A 22,853-nucleotide genomic window follows, 5' to 3' on the forward strand; every position below is an offset into this window, starting at 1 on the left:
GGGTACAACTCGCTGACAGCGCCAGAAACGGCCCGGCAGTGAAATCTGGGATGATGCGGGGTTGTTTTCTCCGTCCGCTGCTGCAGCCTGCCTGCGGCCTGATTGCCACGACCATGTCTGCCGATTCTTCGTCCCCCTCTCCCGCTCCCGCATCTGCCGATGCCGCCGCTACCGGGGCCGGCCGTGCCCGCCGTGGCGGCAAGCGCCAGCGCCCCCGCAACCCTGCACCCGCGGCCACCACGCCGGATGCTGCCCCTGGCGTGGCCAAAGCCCCCCGCACTCCCCACCCCGTACTGGAACAACTGGCGGGCCTGTACCCCCACTTGTTTGGCGCGGTGTTCCGCCCGCTCAAGCGCGGTATCTTCCAGGACCTGCTGGCCGCCCACCCCGACGCGTTTGAGCGCGAAGCCCTCAAGGTGGCGCTGGGCATCCACACCCGTTCCACCCGCTACCTGCAGGCCGTCGCCGCTGGCGAGCAGCGCCATGACCTGCAAGGCCAGCCTGTGGAAGCCATGGCCCCCGAGCATGTGCACCACGCCTTGCTGGAGGTGTACCGCCGCCGCAAGAACCAGAAGGGCCGCCCCACCGAAGACCTGCTGCCCAAGCTGCGCAATCGCATCATTGCCGCGTTCGAAGCCTCTGGCCTGACCCGCGAGGCCTACACCGAACTGGTGGTGGGCCGCGACGATGCCGCCAACGCCATCCTCGAAGAAGCCTTCGCCGAATGGGCTGCCCGCAACGCCAAGGCCGAAGCCCTGCTGCGCGCCTTCGAGGCCAGCGGCAGCACGCTGGAGCAGTTTGCCGACATGTACGGCATGGACCCGCGCAGCACCGGCCAGCAACTCGAACGCGCGCGCAAATTGGCCGCTGCCGCCCAGGGCAACCCATCCGCCAGCACCCCGGCGGTGTAACCACCCCACAGCACTGCCATGCTGCTGACATCACGGTGTCAGCAGCCACGCGGCACCATGCCAACCCTGTGAATAAATAAGGGGTATCTATTTAGCTCCAGTGACGTGAGAATAGCTGGATGGAAACCCAGATGCTAACGCCAACTCCTGGAGGGGACTACCCCCGCACCTGGAACGAATTTCTTGACTGGTTTGCCACCGAAGAGGCTTGCCAGGCGTTCCTGGAGAAGCTTCGGTGGCCCCAAGGCTTCGTCTGCCCGCGTTGCGGCAACGCTGGCGATGTGTACCGCGCCAGCCGCACCCGCCTGATGTGCCGCTCATGCCAGTACCAAGGCACAGTGACATCTGGAACCATCTTTGACAAGACGCGCACACCGCTGCGTGTCTGGCTGGCTGCAGCTTGGTACCTGACCAATCAGAAACAAGGCGTGAGCGCCCTGGGGCTGCAGCGCGTATTGGGTTTGGGGAGCTACCAGACCGCCTGGACCATGCTGCACCGGTTTCGACGTGCCATGGTCCGCCCGGGCCGGGACAAGCTCAAGGGGCTTGTGGAGGTGGATGAAACGTACCTGTCCATCACGGATCGCAAGAATCCCGCCACCCCTGCAGGGCGCAAGAGCAGCACCACCAAAGTGTTGATGGTCATGGCGGTGGAGATCGTGGAGCCCAAGGGGTTTGGGCGCATCCGGTTACGCCGCATTGACCGAGACGCCGCCACCCACGTAATCCCCTTTGTGCAGGAGGTGGTCGAGCCTGGAGCCCAGGTACGCACGGATGGTTCGGCGGCATACCGCGCTCTGGGAGAACTGGGTTACACCCACCAGCGCACCGTCATGCTCGGCTCAGGCGTACCTGCCCATGTCTCCATGGCGGGAGTGCACCGGGTCGCCTCACTGGTACAGCGCTGGGTGCTGGGAACACATCATGGCTCTGTACAGCCAGACCACCTGGACGCCTATCTCGATGAATTCGTGTTCCGTTTCAACCGGCGCACATCCAGCTCACGCGGGATGCTGTTTTACCGCTTGCTGCAGCAAGCGGTGGTTACGCCGCCAGTGACGTATGGGGATGTCGTGAGCAAGAACACCGGGGAGAGCCAATCGGATACCATTGCTGGATGAAATCACAGTATCAATGGGGCTGCTGGAGCTAAATAGATACCCCTTGAATAAATACAGGGAGTTGGAATGTCCTCTTTCATCGCACCCCAGGCGACCACCGTGGCGGCTTTTCGCGTCGCCGGGATCGCCGTGCGCACCACCAATGCGGCCGAGGCCGACCCGGCCAGCGCCCGCATCGGCCCGCTGTGGGACCGTTTCTTCAGCGAAAGCTGGGAACACAAGCTGCCCTCGCCCGGCTCTGATGGCCGGGTGTTTGGCGTCTACAGCGGCTATGCCTCAGACCAGCATGGCGCCTTCGACGTGACCGCCGGTGTCGCGGCGCGGGCAAACCATCAGGCTTTGCAGGGCGCCACCACGGTGGACATTGAAGCCGGCACCTACCTGGTGTTTGAAGCCGAGGGCCAGATGCCCCAGCTGGTCATCGACGCCTGGGGCGCCGTGTGGCGCTACTTTGCCGACCACCCGCAGGTGCAGCGGCGCTTTGGCACCGACTTCGAGGCCTACTCGGGCCCGTACCATGTGGCGCTTCACATTGGCGTGCGGGGGGTGTGCTATGAAATATGTAGCTGATGGCGCTTGTTGCATAAGCGCTAGAGCCTGTTTTTGCTCAAAACATGCGCCGCGCTGACCGCCTGTTCCAGATCGTGCAGCTCATCCGCGGGCGGCGCCTGTCCACCGCCGCCTTCCTGGCCGAGCGGCTCGAGGTCTCGCAACGCACCATCTACCGCGACGTGGCCGACCTGCAGCACCAGGGCGTGCCCATCGAAGGCGAAGCGGGCGTGGGTTACCGCCTGGGGGCGGGGTTTGAGCTGCCCCCGCTCATGTTCAGCCAGGGTGAGGCCAACGCCCTGGTGGCCGCTTGCCCGCCTGGCGCAGGCCTGGCTGGACCCGGGCCTGGCGCGCGAGGTGGAAGGCGCCCTGGGCAAAATATTGTCGGTGCTACCCCCTGCAGCCCGGCTGGCGGCCGAGGCCCAGGCGCTGTACGCGCCCCTGGTGGGGCTCGACGCCCGCACCCAGGCCACCCTGCAGGCGCTGCGCGAGGCGGTGCAAAGCTGCCATGTGGTGGAAATTGATTACGCCGATGTGCAAGGCCGCCCCAGCCTGCGCCGACTGCGGCCGCTGGGCTGCTTTTACTGGGGCAAGGTGTGGACCCTGTCCGCCTGGTGCGAGCTGCGCAACGACTTCCGGGGCTTTCGCATCGACCGCATCGCGGCCTTCAAGGTATTGCCCGAGCGCTTTCGGCAAGAGCCTGGCAAAACGCTGGCCGACCTGCTGCGCCAGGTGGAGGCAGAGAGGGACGGGTGGCCGCTGGAGTGCGTGGCTGCACCGGGGGCAGATGGACGCTCTTGAGGGGATGGAGTGCAAGGAGTGGGGGCCGAAGACGGCAAGGGGCCCAAAGCAGTCACTAGAGAAACCGTAAAGTGTTCAAGGTTCAGTGCTAAGGCGATGGTCGTAACTCAACCAGGCTCTTGGCTCAACGCACCTACGTTCTGAAACAGCGAGCCACCTGGTCCCCTGAACCTCGTTGAATCAATGCCTGTGCTGGTGGTGCAGATCGGGTACATGCGGATGGCTGTGCCTGAGTGGCTCATGAATATGCCTGTGGCTATGGGGGCCTGTGGGCATGCCCTCATGCGTGTGGTTGTGGTGTCCATCTTCGTGGGTGTGTGAATGCTCGTGCTCCATGGCCTCGTGCTCGTGTTCATGCTCATGGTGTTCCGCCAGGTGCAGCACCACACCCCAGGCCATCAGCGCGCCGCCCAGCAGCAGCCATCCAGTCACTGAGCGGTCACCCAGCGCGTATGCGGCCACTGCTCCGATGAAGGGGGCGAAGGCAAAAACCGAGCCCGTGCGTCCTGCACCGAAGGCCCGTTGCGCCAGTAAATAAAACCTCAGGCTCAAGCCGTAGCCGCTGACACCGATCAACAACAACGCGACGGTCGCCAACATTCCTGGCACCGGCTCCTGCCTGATCCAAGCCAGCGAAGCCGTGGCTGTGACACCTAAAAAAGCTTTGACCAATACGACTTGCCCTGGGTCCCGCTCAGCCACACCGCGAGACAAGGTGTTGTCTACGCCCCAGGCTGCGGTAGCCAACATCACAGCCAGCAAGCCCCACACCTGCACCTGACCGACCAAGCCCTGGTCCACGATCAATGCCATCCCTCCAGCCAGCAGCAGGGCCATAGCCAGAACCACGCGGCGATCCATTACCTCGCCATACCAGCGCCAGGCCAAGACGGCTGTGAACACCGCTTCAAGTGTGAGCATCAGTGAGGCACTGGAGCCGCTGGTGTGTTGTAACCCCCATGAGAGGGCCACTGGGCCAACCACAGCCCCCATGCCCGCCATGGCAAGCAGCCGCGGCCAGTCGGCGCGTCGCAGTTGCGCCTCTTTGGCAGGCGGCTGGCGCAACACCCAGGCCACGATGGCCGCGCCCGCGTACAGCAGCGCAGCCGTGGTGAAGGGCCCAAGACCAGCGCCAAACCGCTGAACCAGCGGCGTGCTGAGGCCAAACAAAGCTGCGGCCAGCAAAGCCAGCAGGCCACCTTTCAATGCAGGTTTACTCAGCACGCGACGCATCGTTTACTTTCCGGTGTGGTTGGCAGCAATGAAATGACCAGCCAACGCGTAGAACATATAGAGGTTCTGCTTTGCCTTGTCTGTGGCAGCGGCGTTTTGGTAAGTCAGCTTCCACTCCTTGCCTTTGCTGCCGTCAATCTGCTCCATCTTGGAGTGCTGCACCTTGCTCCAAGAGTTCTCCAGCTTGCCAGATTTCACCAGCGAATCTCGGCGCTGGTTTGCACAGTCGATGACTGCTGCTTCTGAGACAGGCTTATTGCCGTGGAAGTGGCAGCTTCCGCCTTCACCTGCTTGGGCTTGTGGAGCGAATGCGAGAGTGGAGAGCAGGCTGGCGGCGATGATGATGAACGATTTCATGATGTAGGTCCTTCAGGGCTAAGTAAAAAAGGTGGGTTCAAGAATCAAAGGTCGTTGCGGCTGGCATCCGTTGCGTTTTCGCTATCCATGTCCTCATGGGCGTGGCGATGCTCTGCAGCGGGGAAGCGGAAACTGTCGGGTGCGGTGTCGTGCTGATACCCATGCAATTGCATGAACAGCAGATACACCCCCGCGTAAAACAAACCCAGGTTGGCCACGTAGCTGAATCGCTTGAAGCTGGCCCGGCGACGCCACACTGCTAACAGCGAGACCATCACTACCAAGGCCGCGATCTGACCCAGTTCGACCCCAACGTTGAAGCTCAGAATGCGCCACAGCATTGCCAGCGGATCGTCTCCGAGTGGAAGCTGTTGCAGGCGGGTAGACAAGCCAAAACCGTGCAGCAAGCCAAAGCCGAACACTGCCACCAGCAGATTCGGCGACTTCATATCCAGATATTTCTGGAAGCCACCGTTGTTGTCGAACGCCTTGTACATCACGCTCAGCGCGATGATGGCGTCGATCAAGTAGTAGTTCCAGGTGATCTTGAAGTAAGTGGCAAAGATCAATGTGATGCAGTGACCGATGGTGAAAACAGTCACGAACTTGGCTACGTCTTTGAAGGTGCTCAGCAAAAACACGACCCCAAAAAGGAATAGCAAGTGGTCGTAGCCAGTCAACATGTGGCTGGCTCCTAGTCCCACGTACTGAAGATAGCTGCCGTCCAGCATGCGCTGTCGATCAGCTTCTGAGATACCGTGTGCAACAGCAAGGAGCGGAGAAGCAGCCAACAACAGGCATGCCGCAGCACGGCCCAATGAAAGGTGTTTCATGAATTTGAAATTTCAGAAGTTAGAAAACCTTGCGCAGTCAAACCGACTACGCCAAAAGGCGTGGTCTAGGGAACTGGAGCAAGTAGCGCTGGCAGGTAGTTCTGCGCTCGCCTTCGGTGACGAACGCAGTGCCAGCAGAGCATGGCGATAGAAGGCTTTCGAGCGAAAGCCAGCAATCAATCAACCGAAGGTTGATCAGCCGTCAGTTCAGGCGTGAGGCTGGGGTGGCCGTAGAGGCCCTTGCAAGAATGCGCTAGCCCACAGAGCAAGCAGAGCTGTAGGTGGTGCACCGGGAGGAGTGAAAAAAGGTCCTTCTACCACAACAGGCAGCAAAGCCGCAGGCTCGACGGCTTCGTGAGCATGGTGATGGAACTGGCTCTCTGCTGAGTCGTCAACATGCAGAGATTGATCGTCATGGTGATGATGATCCACCGCCTGTGAATGAGCCACCAGGTTCTCCACATCCTGTATCTGTTTTGACTGCCCAATAGGTGTCACCCAGAACAATGCCTGCCACAACATGGCAAGCATTAACAAAAGGGCTCGGGTACTCCGGGTCACAGGCTTAATGGCGGTAGAGGGCTGAGGCCAGCACACAATTCTAAGTGCTGAAGTTTGGCTCTTGGATGTGAATCGTTCTAAAAGAACAACGGCACTCATTCGGACAGACTGAATGGCAGCTCTTGGCCGAAAGCCGCAGCAGCGCCCCAATAGGCAAAAACGCCGAATACCCCTGGCGCCACATCGTTCCGGTAGTGGCGCGGGGCCACAGAGTGTGCCTTCTTAACCTGCCAGCGCCGCCTCAATATCCCCCGCCAGCTTCTTCGGCGCGTCCTGCGGTGCGTAGCGGCGGATCACCCGGCCGTCCTTGCCGACCAGGAACTTGGTGAAGTTCCACTTGATGGCTTTGCTGCCCAGCAGGCCGGGCGCTTCGGCGGTGAGCCATTGGTACAGGGGCGAGGCGTTGGCGCCGTTCACGTCGATCTTGGCCATCATCGGAAAGCTCACGCCGTAGTTGAGCTGGCAGAAGCTGGCAATCTCGTCGTTGCTGCCGGGGTCCTGGCTGCCAAACTGGTTGCAGGGAAACCCCAGCACCACCAGTCCGCGGTCTGCATAGGTTTGGTGCAACTGCTCCAGCCCCGCAAACTGGGGCGTGAAGCCGCAGGCGCTGGCGGTGTTCACTATCAGCAGCACCTTGCCCCGAAACTGTTCCAGCGCCACGCGCTGGCCTTGGATGTCCTGGGCGTCGAATGCATAAATGTCTTGGGGCATGGGCAAGTCTCGGTGGGATGAACAGTTTGGTGACTGCACCCATCGTATCGGCGCCGCTGTTTCTGCGGGCGCGTCAGGCTTTTCGGGGCCAGCGCAGCGTGGCCAGCAGGGCGGCCGACACGATCAGGCTGCCGCCCAGCACGGTGCGCGCGTCCAGAGCGGTGTCCGTCAGCAGCACCGACGACACGCTGGCAAACACCACCTCGGACAGCATGATGAGCGCCGTGGTGCCCGCTGCCAGCCGCGTGGCGCCGTACTGCAGCGCGTAGTTGCTCAGTAAAAAGGCCGTGGCCAGCAGCAGCGCGACCACGACCCAGCCCATGGCCAAAGCGGGCACCGGCGTGACAAAGCCCGCCAGCAAGCCCGCGCAGGCGCTGGCCGTGGCCATGAGTGCGCCGCCGCCAAACATGGCCAGCATGCGCGATTCGCTGGGCAGCTGGTGCAGGCGGCGCAGGGTGACGTTGGTCAGCGCAAAGCAAAAGCCCCCGGCCAGGGCCAGCAGGTCGGCCCCTGACAAGTGGCCCACCATGCGTTCAATGGACGCATCCGCAGGCACCAGCACCAGGGCCACGCCCGCAAATGCCATCACCAGCCGCACCACGGCCATGCGCGTAGGGCGCTCGCCCAGCACGCGCCAGGCCAGCAGCACCGACCAGGCGGGCATCAGATAAAACAGCAGCACCACCCGCACCACGTCGCCCACCGTCACGGCCCAGTTGAAGGCCACATTGGTCAGGCCCGACGACAGGGCCAGCAGCCACAGGGCTGGGTGCTGCAAGGTGCGCGCGAGCAAGCCAGGGCGCGCCAGCAGCAGGCCACCCACGGCCAGCGCGTACATCAGCGCCGTGGCCCACAGGGGGTGCAACCCGGCGCCGTGCAGTTGCCGAAACGGCCACCAGGAAACACCCCAGACGAAGGCGTTGAACACCAGCGCCAGGACGGGTAAAAATTTATGCATCAAATCGGTTACCAGCGCTTATGGGGTAAGCGCCAGCAGCTATCAAAATTGAAGTGATTGGCGCGCAGGCCTGCGCCTGCGGCGGGCTCATGCGCTGGAAGGCCAGCCCGTATCAGTGGTGGTGGTCCTGCCGCGCAATGTGCAGCAGGTGTTCCACCTCTTCGCGGTGGCGGTGGCAGTTGCTGATGTGCCAGCGGCGAATCAGCCACATGGTGCCCGCCACCACCAGGCCAAACGCGGTGATGGCTCCGAACACCGACAGCCCCAGCTTGAGCGAGAGGCTGTAGAACGCGCCCAGGCCCAGGATGCAAGCCTGTTCGTTGAAGTTTTGCACCGCAATCGAGCGCCCCGCACCCATCAGGTTGTGGCCCCGGTGCTGCAGCAGCGCATTCATGGGCACCACCAGGTAGCCGCCCAGGCCGCCAAGCAAAATCAAAAACGGAATCGCCAGCCAGATGTTGTCGATGAACACCATGAGGATGAGCAGCAGCCCCATGGCAATGCCCAGCGGAATCACCTTGGTGGCGGCATCGAGCCGCATGCGCATGGATGCCACCACCGCGCCCACGGCCGTGCCAATGGCCACCACGCCAGTCAGGGCCGATGCCTGCGTGGTGTTGTAGCCCAGCGCCACAGCGGCCCAGGCCAGCACGATGAACTTGAGGTTGCCGCCCGCGCCCCAGAACAGGGTGGTGGTGGACAGCGAAATCTGCCCCAGCTTGTCGCGCCACAGGCGGTTGTTGCAGGCCCAGAAGTCGGGCAGCAGCGCCAGCGTGTTGGCTAGCACGTTGCGCGAGGGGTTGGTGCGCAGGGGGCGCATTTCCACGCCGGTGTGCGGAATGCGGGTGTTGAACCAGGCGGCCACCATGTACACGAGGATCAGCGCGGCAATGGCCGATTCGGCAGCGGTGTCTACGCCGGTGTCGATCAGGGGGATGTCAATGCTCAGCAGAAGCACCGACAGGTGCTGCCCCACCAGTTGCCCGCCCAGCAGCACGCCCAGAATGATGGAGGCAATGGTCAGCCCCTCGATCCAGCCGTTGGCCTTGACCAGTTGCGACGCGGGCAACAGCTCGGTCAGGATGCCGTACTTGGCGGGTGAATAGGCAGCGGCCCCCAGCCCCACCACCGCGTAGGCCATGAGCGGGTGCGAGCCAAACAGCATCATCAGGCAGCCCACCACCTTGATGGCGTTGCTGATGAACATGACTTTGCCCTTGGGCAGCGCGTCGGCAAAGGCGCCCACAAACGGGGCCAGCACCACGTAAAACAGCGCAAACATGGGCACCAGGGCGGCGCGTTGCCACTCGGGCGCGCCTTCGGTGCGCAATAACTCCACGGCGGCCACGAAGAGTGCGTTGTCGGCCAGCGAGCTGAAAAACTGCGCCGACATGATCGTGTAGAAACCGCGCTTCATCGGAGGGCTTGTGGCTGCATCAGCGGCGCTGATGCCCTGGTAAAAGTAGAAAACCGTGGCAAGTGACCGGCGGTTATATCACGCGGATAAACGGCGGCAGTGACAGAATCCGGGGCTGTTCACCCGGTTAAACCCCCATGCCACGCCCTATCCAAGCCCACATCCACACCGCTGCTCTGCAACACAACCTCCAGCGCGTGCAAAGCGCCGTGCCCGATGCCAAAGTCTGGGCCGTGGTCAAGGCCAACGCCTACGGGCACGGCATTGAGCGGGTGTTTGAAGGCCTGCGCGCGGCCGATGGCTTTGCCCTGCTGGACCTGGCGGAGGCCGAGCGCGTGCGCGCCCTGGGCTGGCGTGGCCCCATCTTGCTGCTCGAAGGTGTGTTCGAGCCGCGCGATCTGGAACTGTGCTCGCGCCTGGGCCTGTGGCACGCGGTGCACTGCGATGAGCAGATCGACTGGCTGGCCGCCCACAAGACGCAGGTGCCGCACCGCGTCTTCCTCAAGATGAATTCGGGCATGAACCGCCTGGGCTTCACGCCTGCCCGCTACCGCGCCGCCTGGGCGCGGCTGAACGCGCTGCCGCAGGTGGATGAAATCTCGTACATGACGCACTTCAGCGACGCCGACGGCCCGCGCGGCATTGCCCACCAGATGGCCGCCTTCAACACCGCCACGCAAGACCTGCCCGGCGAGCGCAGCCTGAGCAACAGCGCCGCCACCCTGCGCCACGCCGCCGATGCCGGCGTGCGCGCCGACTGGGTGCGCGCCGGCATCGTGGTGTACGGCAGCGCGCCCGACTGCCCAGAGAACACCGCCGCCCACTGGGGCCTGCAGCCCACCATGACGCTCTCCACCCGGCTGCTGGCCACCCAGCAACTGCAGGCGGGCGACACCGTGGGCTACGGCTCGCGCTTCACGGCCGAAGGGCCGCTCACCATCGGCGTGGCCGCCTGCGGCTATGCCGACGGCTACCCGCGCCACTGCGACACTGGCACGCCGGTGCTGGTGAACGGCGTGCGCACCCGCCTGGTGGGCCGCGTGAGCATGGACATGATTACCGTGGACCTCACCCCCCTGCAGCAGGCCGGTGTGCCCGTGGGCATGGGCAGCGAAGTCACGCTGTGGGGCCGCGCCAGCAACGGCGAGGTGCTGGGCATTGACGAAGTGGCCCGCGCCGCAGGCACCGTGGGCTACGAGTTGATGTGCGCGCTGGCGCAGCGGGTGCCGGTGGTGGTGGACTGATACGGCTGTGCCGTTCGACGTATCACGTCGTTGGTTCGCCCTGGCGCACAAGCCGCCGCACTACTTATAGTGCGGCCCCATGACCACCAGCAGTTCCCCGCGCCGCCGCTGGACCTCTGTGCGCCTGACCGCGCGCGACGTGGCCCACGACCTTGAGCAACGCCACAGCCTGCGCTGGCATGGCCTGTGCATCGGCACCCTCACGCTGCTGGGCATGTTGCTGGCCGCCTGGTTGCAAAAGCAGGCGGGTGTGCATCTGCTGTCGGTGCGTTACGCCATCACGCTGGCCGTGGGCTATGGCATTTATCTGCTGGTGCTGCGCTGGTGGGCTGCGCGCCTGATCGATGACGAGGAGGAGCGCGGCAGCGCCGATGCGGTAGACGCTCTGGATGTGGCGGTGGACGCGGCCGACCTGGCTCGCTCCGTGCCCCGCAGTGGCGGCACCCGCTCGCCCGAGATGCCCCGCATGAGCGATGTGGCCGACAGTGCGGAATCCGGCAAAGGTCTGGGCGACCTGGCCAGCGGCGCGCTGGACGGCCTGGGCGGCGCTGATGAAGGCGCCGTGGTGATCATTCCGGTGGTGGCCATCTTTCTGATCGGCGCTGCCATTCTGGCCGGTGCGGGCGCGCTGGCCATGCTGTTCTTCAGCTGGGATGTGCTGCTGGCCGTGGCAGTGGAGCTGGCTTTTTCCGTGGCCGCCGTGCGCGTGGCCACACGGGTGGAACGCGAAGGCTGGCTCACCGCCGCCGTGCGCCTGACCTGGAAGCCCCTTTTGGGCGCGCTGCTGTGCGCCGTACTGCTGAGCGCCACCATTGACCACTTCCTGCCGCAGGTGGATTCGCTGCCCGAAGCGGTGCGGATGCTGCAGCGTGGCTGAGGCAGATGCTGCTCCTATGCACATAAAAATGACAGGTAGCGCCCGTCCATCAAGCGCGAGTAGCTATTAAAAGTGTAGCGATCGGGGCGGCCCAGGAATTCCGCAGTGCAGGCAATGTTCATGAACATTGCCTAGGATGCTCGGCTCTGGAGGCCTGCCTTGCTGTTCAAGTTTTTCGAAAAAAGCGTTCCCTGTTACCCGAGCAACGAGCCTGCGCTGCCGCCTCGGGGGTTTCTGGCCTTCGTCTGGGCCTGCGCGCGCGGCGTGCGCGGCTATGTGGTGGCGATGGCCGGGCTGTCGGCACTGATTGCCGTGTATGAAGCCCTGCTGTTCGCCGTGCTGGGCCGTGTGGTGGACTGGATTGCCGCCGCCACGCCCGCCACACTGTGGGCGCAGCGCGGCAACACGCTCACCTGGGTGGCCGCAGCGATGGTGGGCAGCATTGCGCTGGTGGCGCTGCGCACCAGCGTCAAGCACCAGGCGCTGGCCATCAACCTGCCGCTGCGCCTGCGCTGGAACTTTCACCGCCTGATGCTGGGCCAGAGCATGGCCTTTTATGCCGACGAGTTCGCCGGCCGCATCACCACCAAGATCATGCAGACCGCGCTGGCCGTGCGCGACATGATCTTCACCACCACCGACGTGGTGGTGGGCATGGGCGTGTACCTCATCACCATCTTGCTGCTGGTCTGGGGCTTTGATGCGCGGCTGCTGCTGCCTTTTGCGGGCTGGCTGGTGTGCTACGGCCTGGTGTGCTGGTACTTTGTGCCCCGCCTGGGCAAGGTCAGCCGCGACCAGGCCGACGCCCGCGCCCTCATGACCGGGCGCATCACCGACGCGTACACCAACATCGCCACCGTCAAGCTCTTCTCGCACACCCACCGCGAAGCCGAGTTTGCCCGCGCTGCCATGGATGCCTTCAAGCTCACCGGCTACGCACAGATGCGACTGGTGAGCCGGTTTGAAATCGTCAACCATGTGCTGGTGGTGGGCATGATTCTGGGCGCCTGCGGCACCGCGCTGTGGCTGTGGACGCAAGGCCAGGTGGGCGCTGGCGCGGTGGCTGCCGTTACCGCCATGGCCCTGCGCGTGGCAGGCCACGCCCACTGGGTGATGTGGGAAGTGACCACCCTGTTTGAAAGCGTGGGCACCATCCAGGACGGTATCAACACCCTGACCCGCCCCCGCCAGGTGGTGGACGCCCCTGGCGCCCAGCCGCTGCGCGTGACGCAGGGCGAAGTGCGCTTTGAGCAAGTGCGCTTTGCTTACCAGGATGGTGGCCGCCCGGTGATTGACGGGCTCAGCCTCACCATTCGCCCCGGCGAGCGCATCGGCCTCATCGGCCGCTCGGGTGCGGGCAAGTCCACTCTGGTCAATCTGCTGCTGCGCTTTCATGACATTCAGGGCGGGCGCGTGCTGATCGATGGGCAGGACATTTCAAAAGTGACGCAAGACAGCCTGCGCCACGCCATCGGCATGGTCACGCAAGACACCTCGCTGCTGCACCGTTCGATGCGCGACAACATCCTCTACGGCCGCCCCGATGCCACCGAGGAAGAACTGCACGCCGCCGCCGAGCGCGCCGAGGCCGCCGCCTTCATCGACACCCTGACCGACCCCCAAGGCCGCCGCGGCTATGAAGCCCATGTGGGCGAGCGTGGCGTGAAGCTCTCGGGCGGCCAGCGCCAGCGCGTGGCCATTGCCCGCGTCATGCTCAAAGACGCGCCCATCCTGCTGCTGGACGAAGCCACCAGCGCGCTGGACTCCGAAGTCGAAGCCGCCATCCAGCAAAGCCTGGACGGTCTCATGCAGGGCAAGACCGTGATCGCCATCGCTCACCGCCTGTCCACCATCGCAGCGATGGACCGCCTCATCGTGATGGACGGCGGCCGCATCGTCGAAGAAGGCACCCACGCCCAACTGCTGGCCCAGGGCGGCATTTATGCGCGCCTGTGGGCGCACCAGAGCGGGGGCTTTCTGGGCGAGGCGCAGCGCATGGAGTAGCCAGCCGCCGCCCCGCTGCTCGTCAGCGGGTGGCGAGTGCGCGGTGCGCCTGGGACTGCACGGCGGCAGTCATGCGGGCCAGGGCCTGCACGTTCAGCCGCCAGTATTGCCAGTACAGCGGCACATCCACCGGCTTGCCCGCCATCAGCTCGACCAGCGTGCCGGTGCGCAGGTGGCCAGCCACCATCAGGTCCGGGGCCATGCCCCAGCCCAGGCCGGCCTCAGTGGCTTTGACAAAAGCGTGTGCCTCGGGCAGCCAGTGCACGGGCGGCGTGAGGGTGCGGCGGGTGATGCGGCGCACATAGCGGCCTTGCAGCGCATCCTTGCGGTTGAAGACCAGCATGGGTGCGCGGGCCAGCGTGGTGGCGGTCACGCCCGTGGCAAAGAAGCGTTGCATGAAGGCCGGGCTGGCCAGCGCCCGGTAGCGCAGGGTGCCCAGGGGCAGCACCTGGCAGCCCTGCACCGGCTGGGGGTCGGCCGTCACGGCGGCCATCACGCGGCCTTCGCGCAGCAGGTTGGCCGAATGGTCCTGGTCTTCCACATGGATGTCGAAGGTGATGGAAGGGTCCTCGCCCGCCTGCGCCATGGCGGCCGGGAACCAGGTGGCCAGCGAGTCGGCATTGACGCCGATGGCCAGGCGCGTGGTGCTGCGCGGGCCCCCGCCAATGGCGGCCAGCGCATCGGCCTCGCTCAGCGCAATTTCGCGGGCGTGGCGGTACAGGGCCTGCCCGGCTTCGGTGGCAGTGCAGGGCGTGGCGCGGCGCACCAGTACCTGGCCCACACGCTCTTCCAGTAGCTTGATGCGCTGCGACACCGCAGAGCGGGTGATGTGCAGCAAGGCGGCTGCGCGCTCGAAGCTGCCTTCGTCGATGACGGCAGAAAACGCATTGAGCTGGGCCGAATCGAGCTGCATGGCTGGTTAGCAATTTTGACGGATCGTTAAAAAGTATAGCTGGCATGACTGTGGTGCAGTCGCCAGAATGCAGGCCATGACCACCACTGCTTTCGTTCACGGCTTCAGTTCCACCGCCATGCTGATCATGGCCATTGGCGCGCAAAACGCGTTTGTGCTGCGCCAGGGTTTGCGCCGTGAGCATGTGTTGCCCGTGGTGGCGCTGTGTGCTTTGTCGGATGCGGTGCTGCTGCAGGCCGGGGTGTGGGGCATGGGCGGTGTGCTGCTGGCGCGGCCCGAGTGGGGGCAGTGGATGCGCTGGGCGGGTGCCTTGTTTTTGCTGGCCTATGCCCTGCAAGCCGGTGCGCGGGCACTGCGGCCGGGCCAGCTGCTGGTGACGGCGGGCGGGCCAGGCAACAGCCTGCGCAGCACGGTGCTCACGCTGCTGGCCCTGACCTGGCTCAACCCCCATGTGTACCTGGACACCGTGGTGCTGCTGGGCACCATGGCAAGCCCCTACCCCACATGGGGGCGGGCGGCCTTTGCCACCGGCGGGGCCTTGGCCAGCGCACTGTGGTTCACTGCCATCGGCTTTGGCGCACGCTGGCTGGCGCCACTGTTCGCCTCCCCCCAGGCGTGGCGGGTGCTGGATGGGGTCACTGCGGTTTGCATGATGGCCTTGGCATTTGCGATGGGTCTAAGCTAAGAACGATAAGTTCGTTACAACGCCCTGTGATTTGGTTCATAGTGGGGGGATTGATTGATCTGGAGTGATCCCCCATGCGTTTCAAAGCCCTTTTGCTCGCGGCCGCCCTGGCCACGGCCCTGCCGCTGACCGTGCAGGCCAAAACCTTCCGCTGGTCCCGTTCTGTGGACATTTCTTCGTGGGACATCCACGCCCAGAACGTGGGCGTGAACAACACCATGCACGGCGCGGTGTACGACACGCTGGTCGAATACAACAGCAAGACGTTCAAGCCAGAGCCTTCGCTGGCCACCGAGTGGAAGCTCATCAAGCCCACGCAACTGCGCCTGACGCTGCGCAAGGGCGTGAAGTTCAGCGACGGCAGCGAGTTCACGGCCGACGATGCCAAGTTCTCGCTGGAGCGCGCCAAGGCCAAAAGCTCCAACTTCGCCGTCTACACCCAGGGCATTGACCGCGTGGAAAAGGTCGATGCCTACACCATCGACATCCATTCTGACCTGCCCAACCCTGTGCTGGTGAACCAGCTGACCGAGCTGCGCATCATGAGCAAGGCCTGGGCCGAGAAGAACAAATCGGTGGAGCCCAAGGACATCAAGACCAAGGACGAAACCTTTGCCCACCGCAACGCGCTGGGCACCGGCCCCTACCAGCTCAAGCAGTGGACGCCCGACCAGCGCGTGGTGCTGGAGCCCAACCCCCACTGGTGGGGCAAGGGCAAGTACCCCGCCAACCTGACCGAAATCGTCTACACCCCCATCAAGGCCGATGCCACGCGCACGGCGGCGCTGCTGTCGGGTGAGATTGATTTCGTGATCGACCCCAGCCTGCAAGACTTGGCACGCATCAAGCAGACGCCCAACCTGCAGGTGCTGGAAGGGCCGGAGTACCGCACCATCTTCCTGGGCCTGGACCAGTTCCGCGAAGAACTGCCCGGCTCGGACGTGAAGGGCAAGAACCCGCTGAAGGACCTGCGTGTGCGCAAGGCGCTGTACCAGGCCATCGACATCCAGTCCATCCAGCGCGTGGTGCTGCGCGGCCTGGCCCAGCCCACCGGCACGCTGATTGCCAACCAGGTGAACGGCTGGACCAAGAAAGCCGACGTGCGCTACCCCTATGACCCCAAGGCCGCGCAAAAGCTGCTGGCCGATGCGGGCTACCCCAACGGCTTTGAGGTGGACTTTGCGTGCAGCGCGGGCCGCTACATCAACGACGAGCAGCTGTGCCAGGCCATCACGTCGCAGTGGGCCAAGGTGGGCGTGAAGGCCAAGCTGCGCTCGCTGCCGTTTGCCACCTACTTCCCGATGATTCAGCGCAACGAAGCCAGCATCTACCTGCTGGGCTGGGGCGTGCCCACGTTTGACGCGTTCTACAGCCTGCAGTCGCTGGTGCGCTCGCCCGGCGCGGGCGGGGACGGCAACTTCAACCTGGGCCGCTTCTCTGACCCGCAGATGGACGCGCTGATCGAGCGGATCAAGAAGGAAACCGATGCCACCACGCGCAACCAGCTGATCGAGCAGGCGCTGATCAAGGAGCATGAGCTGGTGTCGCACATTCCGCTGTACAACCAGGTGATTCCTTGGGCGGGCTCGAAGAAGGTGGAGATCATCCACCGCGCGGACAACCGCATCGACTGGCGCTACCTGAAGGTGAATTGAGAGTGACAACCCCCTGAGGCACTTCGTGCCTTCCCCCTTCTCTCGAGTTGCTGCGCAATTCGGGAAGGGGGACGCCGCCAGCGCACGCACGCGCAGCGCTGCCTACGCAGCACGGCGGCCCTTGCGCGGCGGCCCTCGCCTCGGCCCCGCCAGTTTCAAACGCCGCGCATCCAGACGGCGTTGATGTGGTGATCCAGCAAAAACTCAGGCCAGTGCGCGCTGCACGGCGGGGCGCTGCAACATGCGCTGGGTGTGCGCGTGCACCTTGGGGAAGAGGGCAATGTCCACCCCGTCGCTCTTGAGCCAGCTGGCCACGGTGAACAGGTAGCCATCGGCCACCGAATACTGATCGCCCAGCACCCACGGGCCTTCGCTGAGGTAGTGGGTTTCGATGAGCTGAAAGCAGTCGGTCATGTTCTGCGGCACCTTGCGCTGCATGGCGGCCTGGGCCTCGGGCTCGTCGGCCCAGCGGCTGGCGCGGGGGCGGTGGGCGTGGGCCACGTGCACGGTGGAGGCGAGGTAGCTGTGAAACTCCTGCATGCGCGCAAAGCCGTAGGGGTCGGCAGGGGCCAGCCCGGCCTGCGGGAAGGCTTGCGCCACGTAGGCCAGCAGGGCGGGCGTTTCGGTCAGCGTGCCCTGTGGCGTGGCCAGCGCGGGCACCCGCCCCTTGGGGTTGATGGCCAGGTACTCTGGCGTGCGCTGCTGGCCTGCCGCAAAGTCCACGCGCACCAGCTGGTGCGGGGCAGCGGCCTCTTCCAAGGCGATGCGCACGGCCAGCGCACAGGTGCCAGGGGTGTAGTACAACGTGAGCATAGTGGTTTGCTATTAAGTTGATAGCTGCTTGCGCTTGATAGACAAGCGCTAGAGGCTATTTTGGTTAAAGGAATCAATACAGCCCGCGGGTACGCGCCATCAGCCGCACCAGCCCCAGCAGGGCATCGGTGTGGGGCGTGGGGGTGCTGGTGATCTGGCCCAGCTCGCGCACTGCGCCCACCAGGGCGTCAATCTCCAGGGGCTTGCTCGCCTCCACGTCCTGCAGCATCGAGGTCTTGAACGCCCCCAGTTTGCGGGTGAGGGCGTGGCGGTCTTCGGGCTGCTGTTCAATCGGCAGGCCCAGTTGGCTGCCGATGGCCTTGGCTTCCAGCATCACCGCGCTCACAAAGCCCCGCACCAGGTCGTCGTCCAGGATGCGGTCGGTGGTGGCGCCGGTCAGGGCGCTGATGGGGTTCATGGTCAGGTTGCCCCACAGCTTGAACCAGATGTCTTTCTGAATGCAGTCCGACACCTCGGCCTGGATGCCGCCGCGCTGCAGGCTGTCTGCCAGGGCCAGCAGGCGTGCGCTGTGGCTGCCATCGGGCTCGCCCAGGATGAGCCGGTCGCCAAAGTGGTGGCGCACAAAGCCCGGCGCTTCCAGCGAGCAACTGGCATGCACCACGCCGCCCAGCACGCTGCGTGCGGGAATGGCCTGGGCAATCACGCCCCCCGCGTCCACCGATTCAAGCGCGCGACCCTGCGCCGCGCCGCCCACACCGTCAAGGAACCACCACGGCACGCCATTCATGGCGGTGAGCACAACGGTGTGCGGGCCCAGCAGCGGCGCAATGGCGCGTGCCACGTCCGGCAGGCCGGGGGCTTTCACGGCGATGACCACCAGGTCTTGCACGCCCAGGGCGGCCGGGTCGCTGTGGGCGGTGACGGGCACCTGCGCCAGCGTGCCGTCGGTGCGCCGCATGCGCAGGCCCTGCGTCTGCAGGGCGCGCAATGTCTCGCCGCGCGCCACCAGGCTGACCGGGTGGCCCGCCTGCGCCAGGGCCACGCCCAGCCAGCCGCCAATCGCACCTGCGCCGTAGATACATGCTTTCATCGTCATAGAGTCGTTATGGACCGAGGAGTGGGTGAACAGGGGGTGAGCGTGCAGCGCTGTCAGTAGCCCAGTGGCCGCACCGCTGGGGTGGCGGTTTCCGTGCGAAAGCGCGCCAGCAAATCCTGCGCAGCGCTGACCAGCAGCATGGTGTCCACGCCCACGGCCACAAACAGCGCGCCGGCCGCCAGCCACTGGCGTGCCTGCGATTCGGTGGTGGCCAGAATGCCCGGCGCCTTGCCCGCGCGCAGGATGCGCGCAATGCCGTCGTGGATGGCCGCCTGCACCTCGGGGTGCCCTGGGTTGCCCGGGTGGCCCATCGATGCCGACAGGTCCGCCGGGCCGATGAACACGCCGTCCACGCCGGGCGTGGCGGCAATGGCGTCCAGGTTGTTCATGGCTTCTACCGTCTCGGCCTGCACCAGCAGGCAGATCTGCTGGTTGGCCTCGTGCACGTACTGCGGGTACGCCTGCCAGCGCGACGAGCGGGCCAGCGCGCTGCCCATGCCGCGCACGCCCTCGGGCGCATAGCGCGTGGCGCGCACCAGCTGCTGGGCTTGCTCGGCGGTGTCCACCATGGGCACCAGCAGGGTCTGCACGCCCAGGTCCAGGTACTGTTTGATGAGGGCGGTGTCCCCCACCGGCACCCGTGCGACGGGGTGGGGTGGTTGCGCCCCAGGCGGCAGGGCGCTGGTGGCGCTGGCCGCACTGGCTATTGCCTGCAACTGGTGCAGGATGGAGCGCAGGTCGTTGGGCGCGTGTTCGCCATCGACCAGCAGCCAGTCATAGCCGGTGCCTGCCAGGATCTCTGCGCTGTAGGCGTCGGCCAGGCCGAGCCACAGGCCAATCTGTGCCTGCCGCTGGGCCATGGCCTGTTTGAAACGGTTGGTAGGTGTCTGCAATTTGCGCTCCATGGGTCTTTGCCTAGACCGCCATCGTACGGGCTGTGGCGCGCGCTTGCTGGCGTGGCCGCTATAGTCGGCTGCCCTTGCATCGGGGGCTCCCCTTTCCTATCGCCATGGCCAAAGACAAAACCACGTTTACCTGTACCGAATGCGGCGGCACCAGCCCGCGCTGGCTGGGCAAATGCCCGTCCTGCGGCGCCTGGAACTCCCTGATCGAGCAGGTGGCCGAGGCCGGGCCGGGCAAAAACCGCCTGAGCGCACCGCAGGGCTATGCCGGCCTGGCCCATGCCCAGCCGGTGATGCCCCTGGCCGCCATCGAAGCGCAAGATGTGGCGCGCACCCCCAGCGGCATTGAGGAGCTGGACCGCGTGCTGGGCGGCGGCATCGTGGAAGGCGGCGTGGTGCTGATCGGCGGCGACCCGGGCATTGGCAAATCCACCTTGCTGCTGCAGGCCATGGACGCCCTGCAACGTGCCGGCCTGCCCGCGCTGTACGTGACCGGCGAAGAAAGCGGCGCGCAGGTGGCGCTGCGCTCGCGCCGACTGGGGATTGACGGCAGCCAGGTGCAATTGCTGGCCGAAATTCAGCTCGAAAAAATCCTGGCGACGGTGGATGCCACGCAGCCTGCCGTGGTGGTTATCGACTCCATCCAGACCACGTATTCCGACCAGCTCACCAGCGCGCCGGGCTCGGTCGCCCAGGTGCGCGAATGCGCGGCGCACCTCACACGCATGGCCAAGGGTACGGGCATTGCCGTGATTCTGGTGGGCCATGTGACCAAGGAAGGCGCGCTGGCCGGCCCGCGCGTGCTGGAGCACATGGTGGACACCGTGCTGTACTTTGAAGGCGACACGCACAGCCAGTTCCGGCTGGTGCGCGCCATCAAGAACCGCTTTGGCGCCGTGAACGAAATCGGCGTGTTCGCCATGACCGAAAAGGGCCTCAAGGGCGTGAGCAACCCGAGTGCCATTTTTCTGAGCCAGCACAGTGAGCCGGTGCCCGGCAGCTGCGTGATGGTGACGCTGGAGGGCACACGCCCCCTGCTGGTCGAGATCCAGGCGCTGGTGGACAGCGGCGGGCCCAGCCCCCGGCGCCTGTCGGTGGGCCTGGACAAGGACCGCCTGGCCATGCTGCTGGCCGTGCTGCACCGCCACGCCGGTGTGGCCTGCATGGACCAGGACGTGTTTGTGAACGCTGTGGGCGGCGTGCGCATCAGCGAGCCTGCGGCCGATTTGGCGGTGATGTTGTCCATCACCAGCAGCCTGCGAGGCAAGGCGCTGCCGCGCGGCTTTCTGGCATTTGGCGAGGTGGGGCTGGCTGGTGAGGTGCGCCCCGCGCCGCGCGGCCAGGAGCGCTTGAAGGAGGCTGCCAAGCTGGGCTTTTCCGTGGCCGTGGTGCCCAAGGCCAACGCGCCCAAAAAGCCCATCGAGGGACTGACCATTCACGCGGTGGAGCGGGTGGAAGAAGCCATGAACGTGGTGCGCGGCATCGGCTGACAGGCGGCGCCGCCTGGGGGTGCGCCGCCGTACGCACTCTCCGCAGTGCGCGCAGCCGCCGCCCATACGACAATGGCGCCCATGAATTTGCGCAATATTTTTGTCCCCGCCGGGGTCATCGGGCTGGTGCTGGTGGGCTATGCCTCCGCAGGCTGGCCGGGCGTGGCGGCCGTGGTGGGCGGCCTGGTCATGTGGGCCCTGCTGCATTTCACGCGGCTCATGAATGTGATGAAAAAAGCTGCCAACCGCCCCATGGGGTATGTGGGCAGCGCCGTCATGCTCAATGCCCGGCTCAAACCCGGCGTGAACCTGATGCACGTGATGGCCATGACGCAGTCGCTGGGCGAGCGCCTGTCGCCCGCCGACACCGACCCAGAGATTTACCGCTGGACCGATGGCACACAGTCGCATGTGACCTGCGAATTCATCCATGGCCGCCTGCAAAAGTGGACGCTGGAGCGGCCACAGGCGCAGGAATCCACCGCCGCCGAGTAAGGCCCCGGCCGGGGTGGGCTGGTTTTGCGTGCGCGGCCCCTGCTGCCGCCCGTAAAATCAGGGGCTTGCTCAACCACAGCAACCCACAAAGGACACCCATGAGCCCCGTAGTTCCCTCGATGGCCGATCGCGACGGCAAAATCTGGATGGACGGCCAGATGGTCGATTGGCGCGATGCCAAGATCCATGTGCTGACCCACACGCTGCACTACGGCTGCGGCGCTTTTGAAGGCGTGCGTGCCTACAACACCGTCAACGGCCCGGCGATCTTCCGTCTGCAGGAGCACACTGAGCGCCTGTTCAACAGCGCGAAGATCCTGCGCATGAAGATCCCGTTCAGCCAGGAAGAGGTCAACGAGGCGCAAAAGGCCGTGATCCGCGAGAACAAGCTCGAATCCGGCTACATCCGCCCCCTGACCTGGGTGGGCGACAAGAAGCTGGGCGTCAGCCCCAAGGGCAACACCATCCACCTGATGGTGGCCGCCTGGGCCTGGGGTGCTTACCTGGGCGAAGAGGGCATGAAGCGCGGTATCCGCGTCAAGACCAGCAGCTACACGCGCCACCACGTCAACATCACCATGACGCAGGCCAAGGCGGTGAGCAACTACACCAACTCCATCCTGGCCAACATGGAAGCCACCGACGAGGGCTACGACGAAGCGCTGCTGCTGGACAGCTCCGGCTTCGTGTCCGAAGGCGCGGGCGAGAACATCTTCGTGGTCAAGAACGGCGTGATCTATACGCCCGATCTGTCGGCTGGCGCTCTCAACGGCATCACCCGCAACACCATCTTCCACATCGCCAAGGACCTGGGCCTGGAGATCGTGCAAAAGCGCATCACGCGCGACGAGGTGTACATCGCCGACGAAGCCTTCTTCACTGGCACCGCCGCCGAAGTCACGCCCATCCGCGAGCTGGATCGCATCGAGCTGGGCAAGGGCGACTACGTGGGCAGCCGTGGCCCCATCACCGAAAAAATCCAGACCGCGTTCTTTGACATCGTCAACGGCCGCAATCCCCAATACGCCCACTGGCTCACCAAGGTTTGATCATGTCCCAAGCAGTTGTTGAAGTTCTGGCCAAGGACCTGAACGCCCAAGGGGCCGTGTTCTGCCCCAATCCCAAGGCCGGCATGAAGCTGTGGAACAGCCATCCCAAGGTGTACCTGGATGTGGCCCACACCGGCGAGGGCAAGTGCCCCTATTGCGGCACGGTGTACCGGCTGAAGGCCGGAGAGCATGTGCACGCTGGCCACTGACCGGTGGA

The 22,853-nt window shown here is 64.9% G+C and carries 22 protein-coding genes and 1 pseudogene; 13 read left to right on the plus strand and 10 right to left on the minus strand.

Annotated elements, in window-relative coordinates; genetic code table 11:
* Positions 1–50 precede the first annotated feature (50 nt).
* From BDD18_RS19475 to BDD18_RS19490, 4 genes and pseudogenes are all read left to right on the plus strand, one after another.
* On the plus strand, positions 51–911 hold the full coding sequence (locus tag BDD18_RS19475; RefSeq protein WP_142085330.1) for a ProQ/FINO family protein: 861 nt from the start codon (positions 51–53) through the stop codon (positions 909–911).
* Positions 912–1,030: 119 nt separating this feature from the next.
* Positions 1,031–2,032 carry an IS1595-like element ISCsp2 family transposase gene (locus BDD18_RS19480; RefSeq protein WP_011805635.1) on the plus strand — a complete coding sequence of 334 codons (1,002 nt, stop codon included), beginning with the start codon at positions 1,031–1,033 and terminating at the stop codon, positions 2,030–2,032.
* A 66-nt stretch (positions 2,033–2,098) separates the two neighbouring features.
* On the plus strand, positions 2,099–2,602 hold the full coding sequence (locus BDD18_RS19485; RefSeq protein WP_142085332.1) for a GyrI-like domain-containing protein: 504 nt from the start codon (positions 2,099–2,101) through the stop codon (positions 2,600–2,602).
* Between the two features lie 44 nt (positions 2,603–2,646).
* Positions 2,647–3,382, plus strand: a pseudogene (locus tag BDD18_RS19490) (helix-turn-helix transcriptional regulator).
* Positions 3,383–3,562: 180 nt separating this feature from the next.
* On the opposite strand, the gene BDD18_RS19495 reads toward BDD18_RS19490, so the two are convergent.
* The 6 genes from BDD18_RS19495 to lplT form a co-directional block, all read right to left on the minus strand.
* Positions 3,563–4,615 (minus strand): DMT family transporter, encoded by a 1,053-nt coding sequence (locus tag BDD18_RS19495; protein WP_142085334.1) that lies wholly within the window; start codon positions 4,613–4,615, stop codon positions 3,563–3,565.
* A gap of 3 nt (positions 4,616–4,618) precedes the next feature.
* Positions 4,619–4,972, minus strand: a complete 354-nt coding sequence (locus BDD18_RS19500) for a DUF6488 family protein (RefSeq protein ID WP_142085336.1) — start codon at positions 4,970–4,972, stop codon at positions 4,619–4,621.
* Positions 4,973–5,016: 44 nt separating this feature from the next.
* Positions 5,017–5,805 carry a HupE/UreJ family protein gene (locus BDD18_RS19505; RefSeq protein ID WP_142085338.1) on the minus strand — a complete coding sequence of 263 codons (789 nt, stop codon included), beginning with the start codon at positions 5,803–5,805 and terminating at the stop codon, positions 5,017–5,019.
* Positions 5,806–6,588: 783 nt separating this feature from the next.
* On the minus strand, positions 6,589–7,077 hold the full coding sequence (locus BDD18_RS19510) for a glutathione peroxidase (RefSeq protein ID WP_066783207.1): 489 nt from the start codon (positions 7,075–7,077) through the stop codon (positions 6,589–6,591).
* 73 nt (positions 7,078–7,150) lie between these two features.
* The gene (locus BDD18_RS19515; protein ID WP_044395287.1) at positions 7,151–8,035 is read right to left on the minus strand and encodes a DMT family transporter; all 885 of its coding nucleotides are present in this window, start codon (positions 8,033–8,035) and stop codon (positions 7,151–7,153) included.
* A 112-nt stretch (positions 8,036–8,147) separates the two neighbouring features.
* Entirely contained in the window at positions 8,148–9,452 is a 1,305-nt protein-coding gene (gene lplT / locus BDD18_RS19520; protein ID WP_142085340.1) for a lysophospholipid transporter LplT, read from the minus strand.
* Between the two features lie 137 nt (positions 9,453–9,589).
* Between lplT and alr the strand changes: the two genes are divergently transcribed.
* The 3 genes from alr to BDD18_RS19535 all read left to right on the plus strand — a co-directional run bounded on the left by alr (position 9,590) and on the right by BDD18_RS19535 (position 13,577).
* A complete protein-coding gene (gene alr / locus BDD18_RS19525) occupies positions 9,590–10,696 on the plus strand; it encodes an alanine racemase (RefSeq protein ID WP_142085342.1) in 1,107 nt (368 codons plus the stop codon).
* A gap of 79 nt (positions 10,697–10,775) precedes the next feature.
* Positions 10,776–11,573, plus strand: coding sequence for a hypothetical protein (locus BDD18_RS19530; protein ID WP_142085344.1), 798 nt, complete (start codon positions 10,776–10,778; stop codon positions 11,571–11,573).
* Between the two features lie 162 nt (positions 11,574–11,735).
* Positions 11,736–13,577: an ABC transporter ATP-binding protein gene (locus tag BDD18_RS19535; RefSeq protein WP_211360853.1), complete on the plus strand. Its 1,842-nt coding sequence runs from the start codon at positions 11,736–11,738 to the stop codon at positions 13,575–13,577.
* A gap of 22 nt (positions 13,578–13,599) precedes the next feature.
* Here the strand turns inward: BDD18_RS19535 and BDD18_RS19540 are convergent, their stop codons facing one another.
* Complete coding sequence (locus BDD18_RS19540) at positions 13,600–14,490, minus strand: LysR family transcriptional regulator ArgP (protein WP_142085347.1); 891 nt, start codon at positions 14,488–14,490, stop codon at positions 13,600–13,602.
* Positions 14,491–14,566: 76 nt separating this feature from the next.
* Here BDD18_RS19540 and BDD18_RS19545 point away from each other — a divergent pair, with 76 nt between their 5' ends.
* A complete protein-coding gene (locus tag BDD18_RS19545) occupies positions 14,567–15,175 on the plus strand; it encodes a LysE/ArgO family amino acid transporter (RefSeq protein ID WP_066695529.1) in 609 nt (202 codons plus the stop codon).
* A 74-nt stretch (positions 15,176–15,249) separates the two neighbouring features.
* A complete protein-coding gene (locus tag BDD18_RS19550) occupies positions 15,250–16,830 on the plus strand; it encodes an ABC transporter substrate-binding protein (protein ID WP_142085349.1) in 1,581 nt (526 codons plus the stop codon).
* A gap of 204 nt (positions 16,831–17,034) precedes the next feature.
* Here BDD18_RS19550 and BDD18_RS19555 read toward each other — a convergent pair whose 3' ends face one another.
* The 3 genes from BDD18_RS19555 to hpaI form a co-directional block, all read right to left on the minus strand.
* Positions 17,035–17,643: a glutathione S-transferase family protein gene (locus tag BDD18_RS19555; RefSeq protein WP_142085351.1), complete on the minus strand. Its 609-nt coding sequence runs from the start codon at positions 17,641–17,643 to the stop codon at positions 17,035–17,037.
* 73 nt (positions 17,644–17,716) lie between these two features.
* The gene (locus tag BDD18_RS19560; protein ID WP_142085353.1) at positions 17,717–18,694 is read right to left on the minus strand and encodes a 2-dehydropantoate 2-reductase; all 978 of its coding nucleotides are present in this window, start codon (positions 18,692–18,694) and stop codon (positions 17,717–17,719) included.
* A gap of 59 nt (positions 18,695–18,753) precedes the next feature.
* Positions 18,754–19,593 (minus strand): 4-hydroxy-2-oxoheptanedioate aldolase, encoded by an 840-nt coding sequence (gene hpaI, locus BDD18_RS19565; RefSeq protein ID WP_142085694.1) that lies wholly within the window; start codon positions 19,591–19,593, stop codon positions 18,754–18,756.
* A 116-nt stretch (positions 19,594–19,709) separates the two neighbouring features.
* Between hpaI and radA the strand changes: the two genes are divergently transcribed.
* The 4 genes from radA (at position 19,710) to BDD18_RS19585 (ending at position 22,845) form a co-directional block, all read left to right on the plus strand.
* Positions 19,710–21,092 (plus strand): DNA repair protein RadA, encoded by a 1,383-nt coding sequence (gene radA, locus BDD18_RS19570; protein ID WP_067513507.1) that lies wholly within the window; start codon positions 19,710–19,712, stop codon positions 21,090–21,092.
* An 81-nt stretch (positions 21,093–21,173) separates the two neighbouring features.
* Positions 21,174–21,587 carry a glycerate kinase gene (locus BDD18_RS19575; protein WP_066695523.1) on the plus strand — a complete coding sequence of 138 codons (414 nt, stop codon included), beginning with the start codon at positions 21,174–21,176 and terminating at the stop codon, positions 21,585–21,587.
* A 98-nt stretch (positions 21,588–21,685) separates the two neighbouring features.
* A complete protein-coding gene (locus BDD18_RS19580; RefSeq protein ID WP_066695517.1) occupies positions 21,686–22,636 on the plus strand; it encodes a branched-chain amino acid transaminase in 951 nt (316 codons plus the stop codon).
* 2 nt (positions 22,637–22,638) lie between these two features.
* The gene (locus BDD18_RS19585; RefSeq protein ID WP_142085355.1) at positions 22,639–22,845 is read left to right on the plus strand and encodes a zinc-finger domain-containing protein; all 207 of its coding nucleotides are present in this window, start codon (positions 22,639–22,641) and stop codon (positions 22,843–22,845) included.
* Positions 22,846–22,853: the final 8 nt, after the last annotated feature.

Origin of the sequence: Acidovorax temperans (assembly GCF_006716905.1) — a bacterium.
In the GTDB taxonomy this organism is placed as follows: Bacteria; Pseudomonadota; Gammaproteobacteria; order Burkholderiales; family Burkholderiaceae_C; genus Acidovorax; species Acidovorax temperans.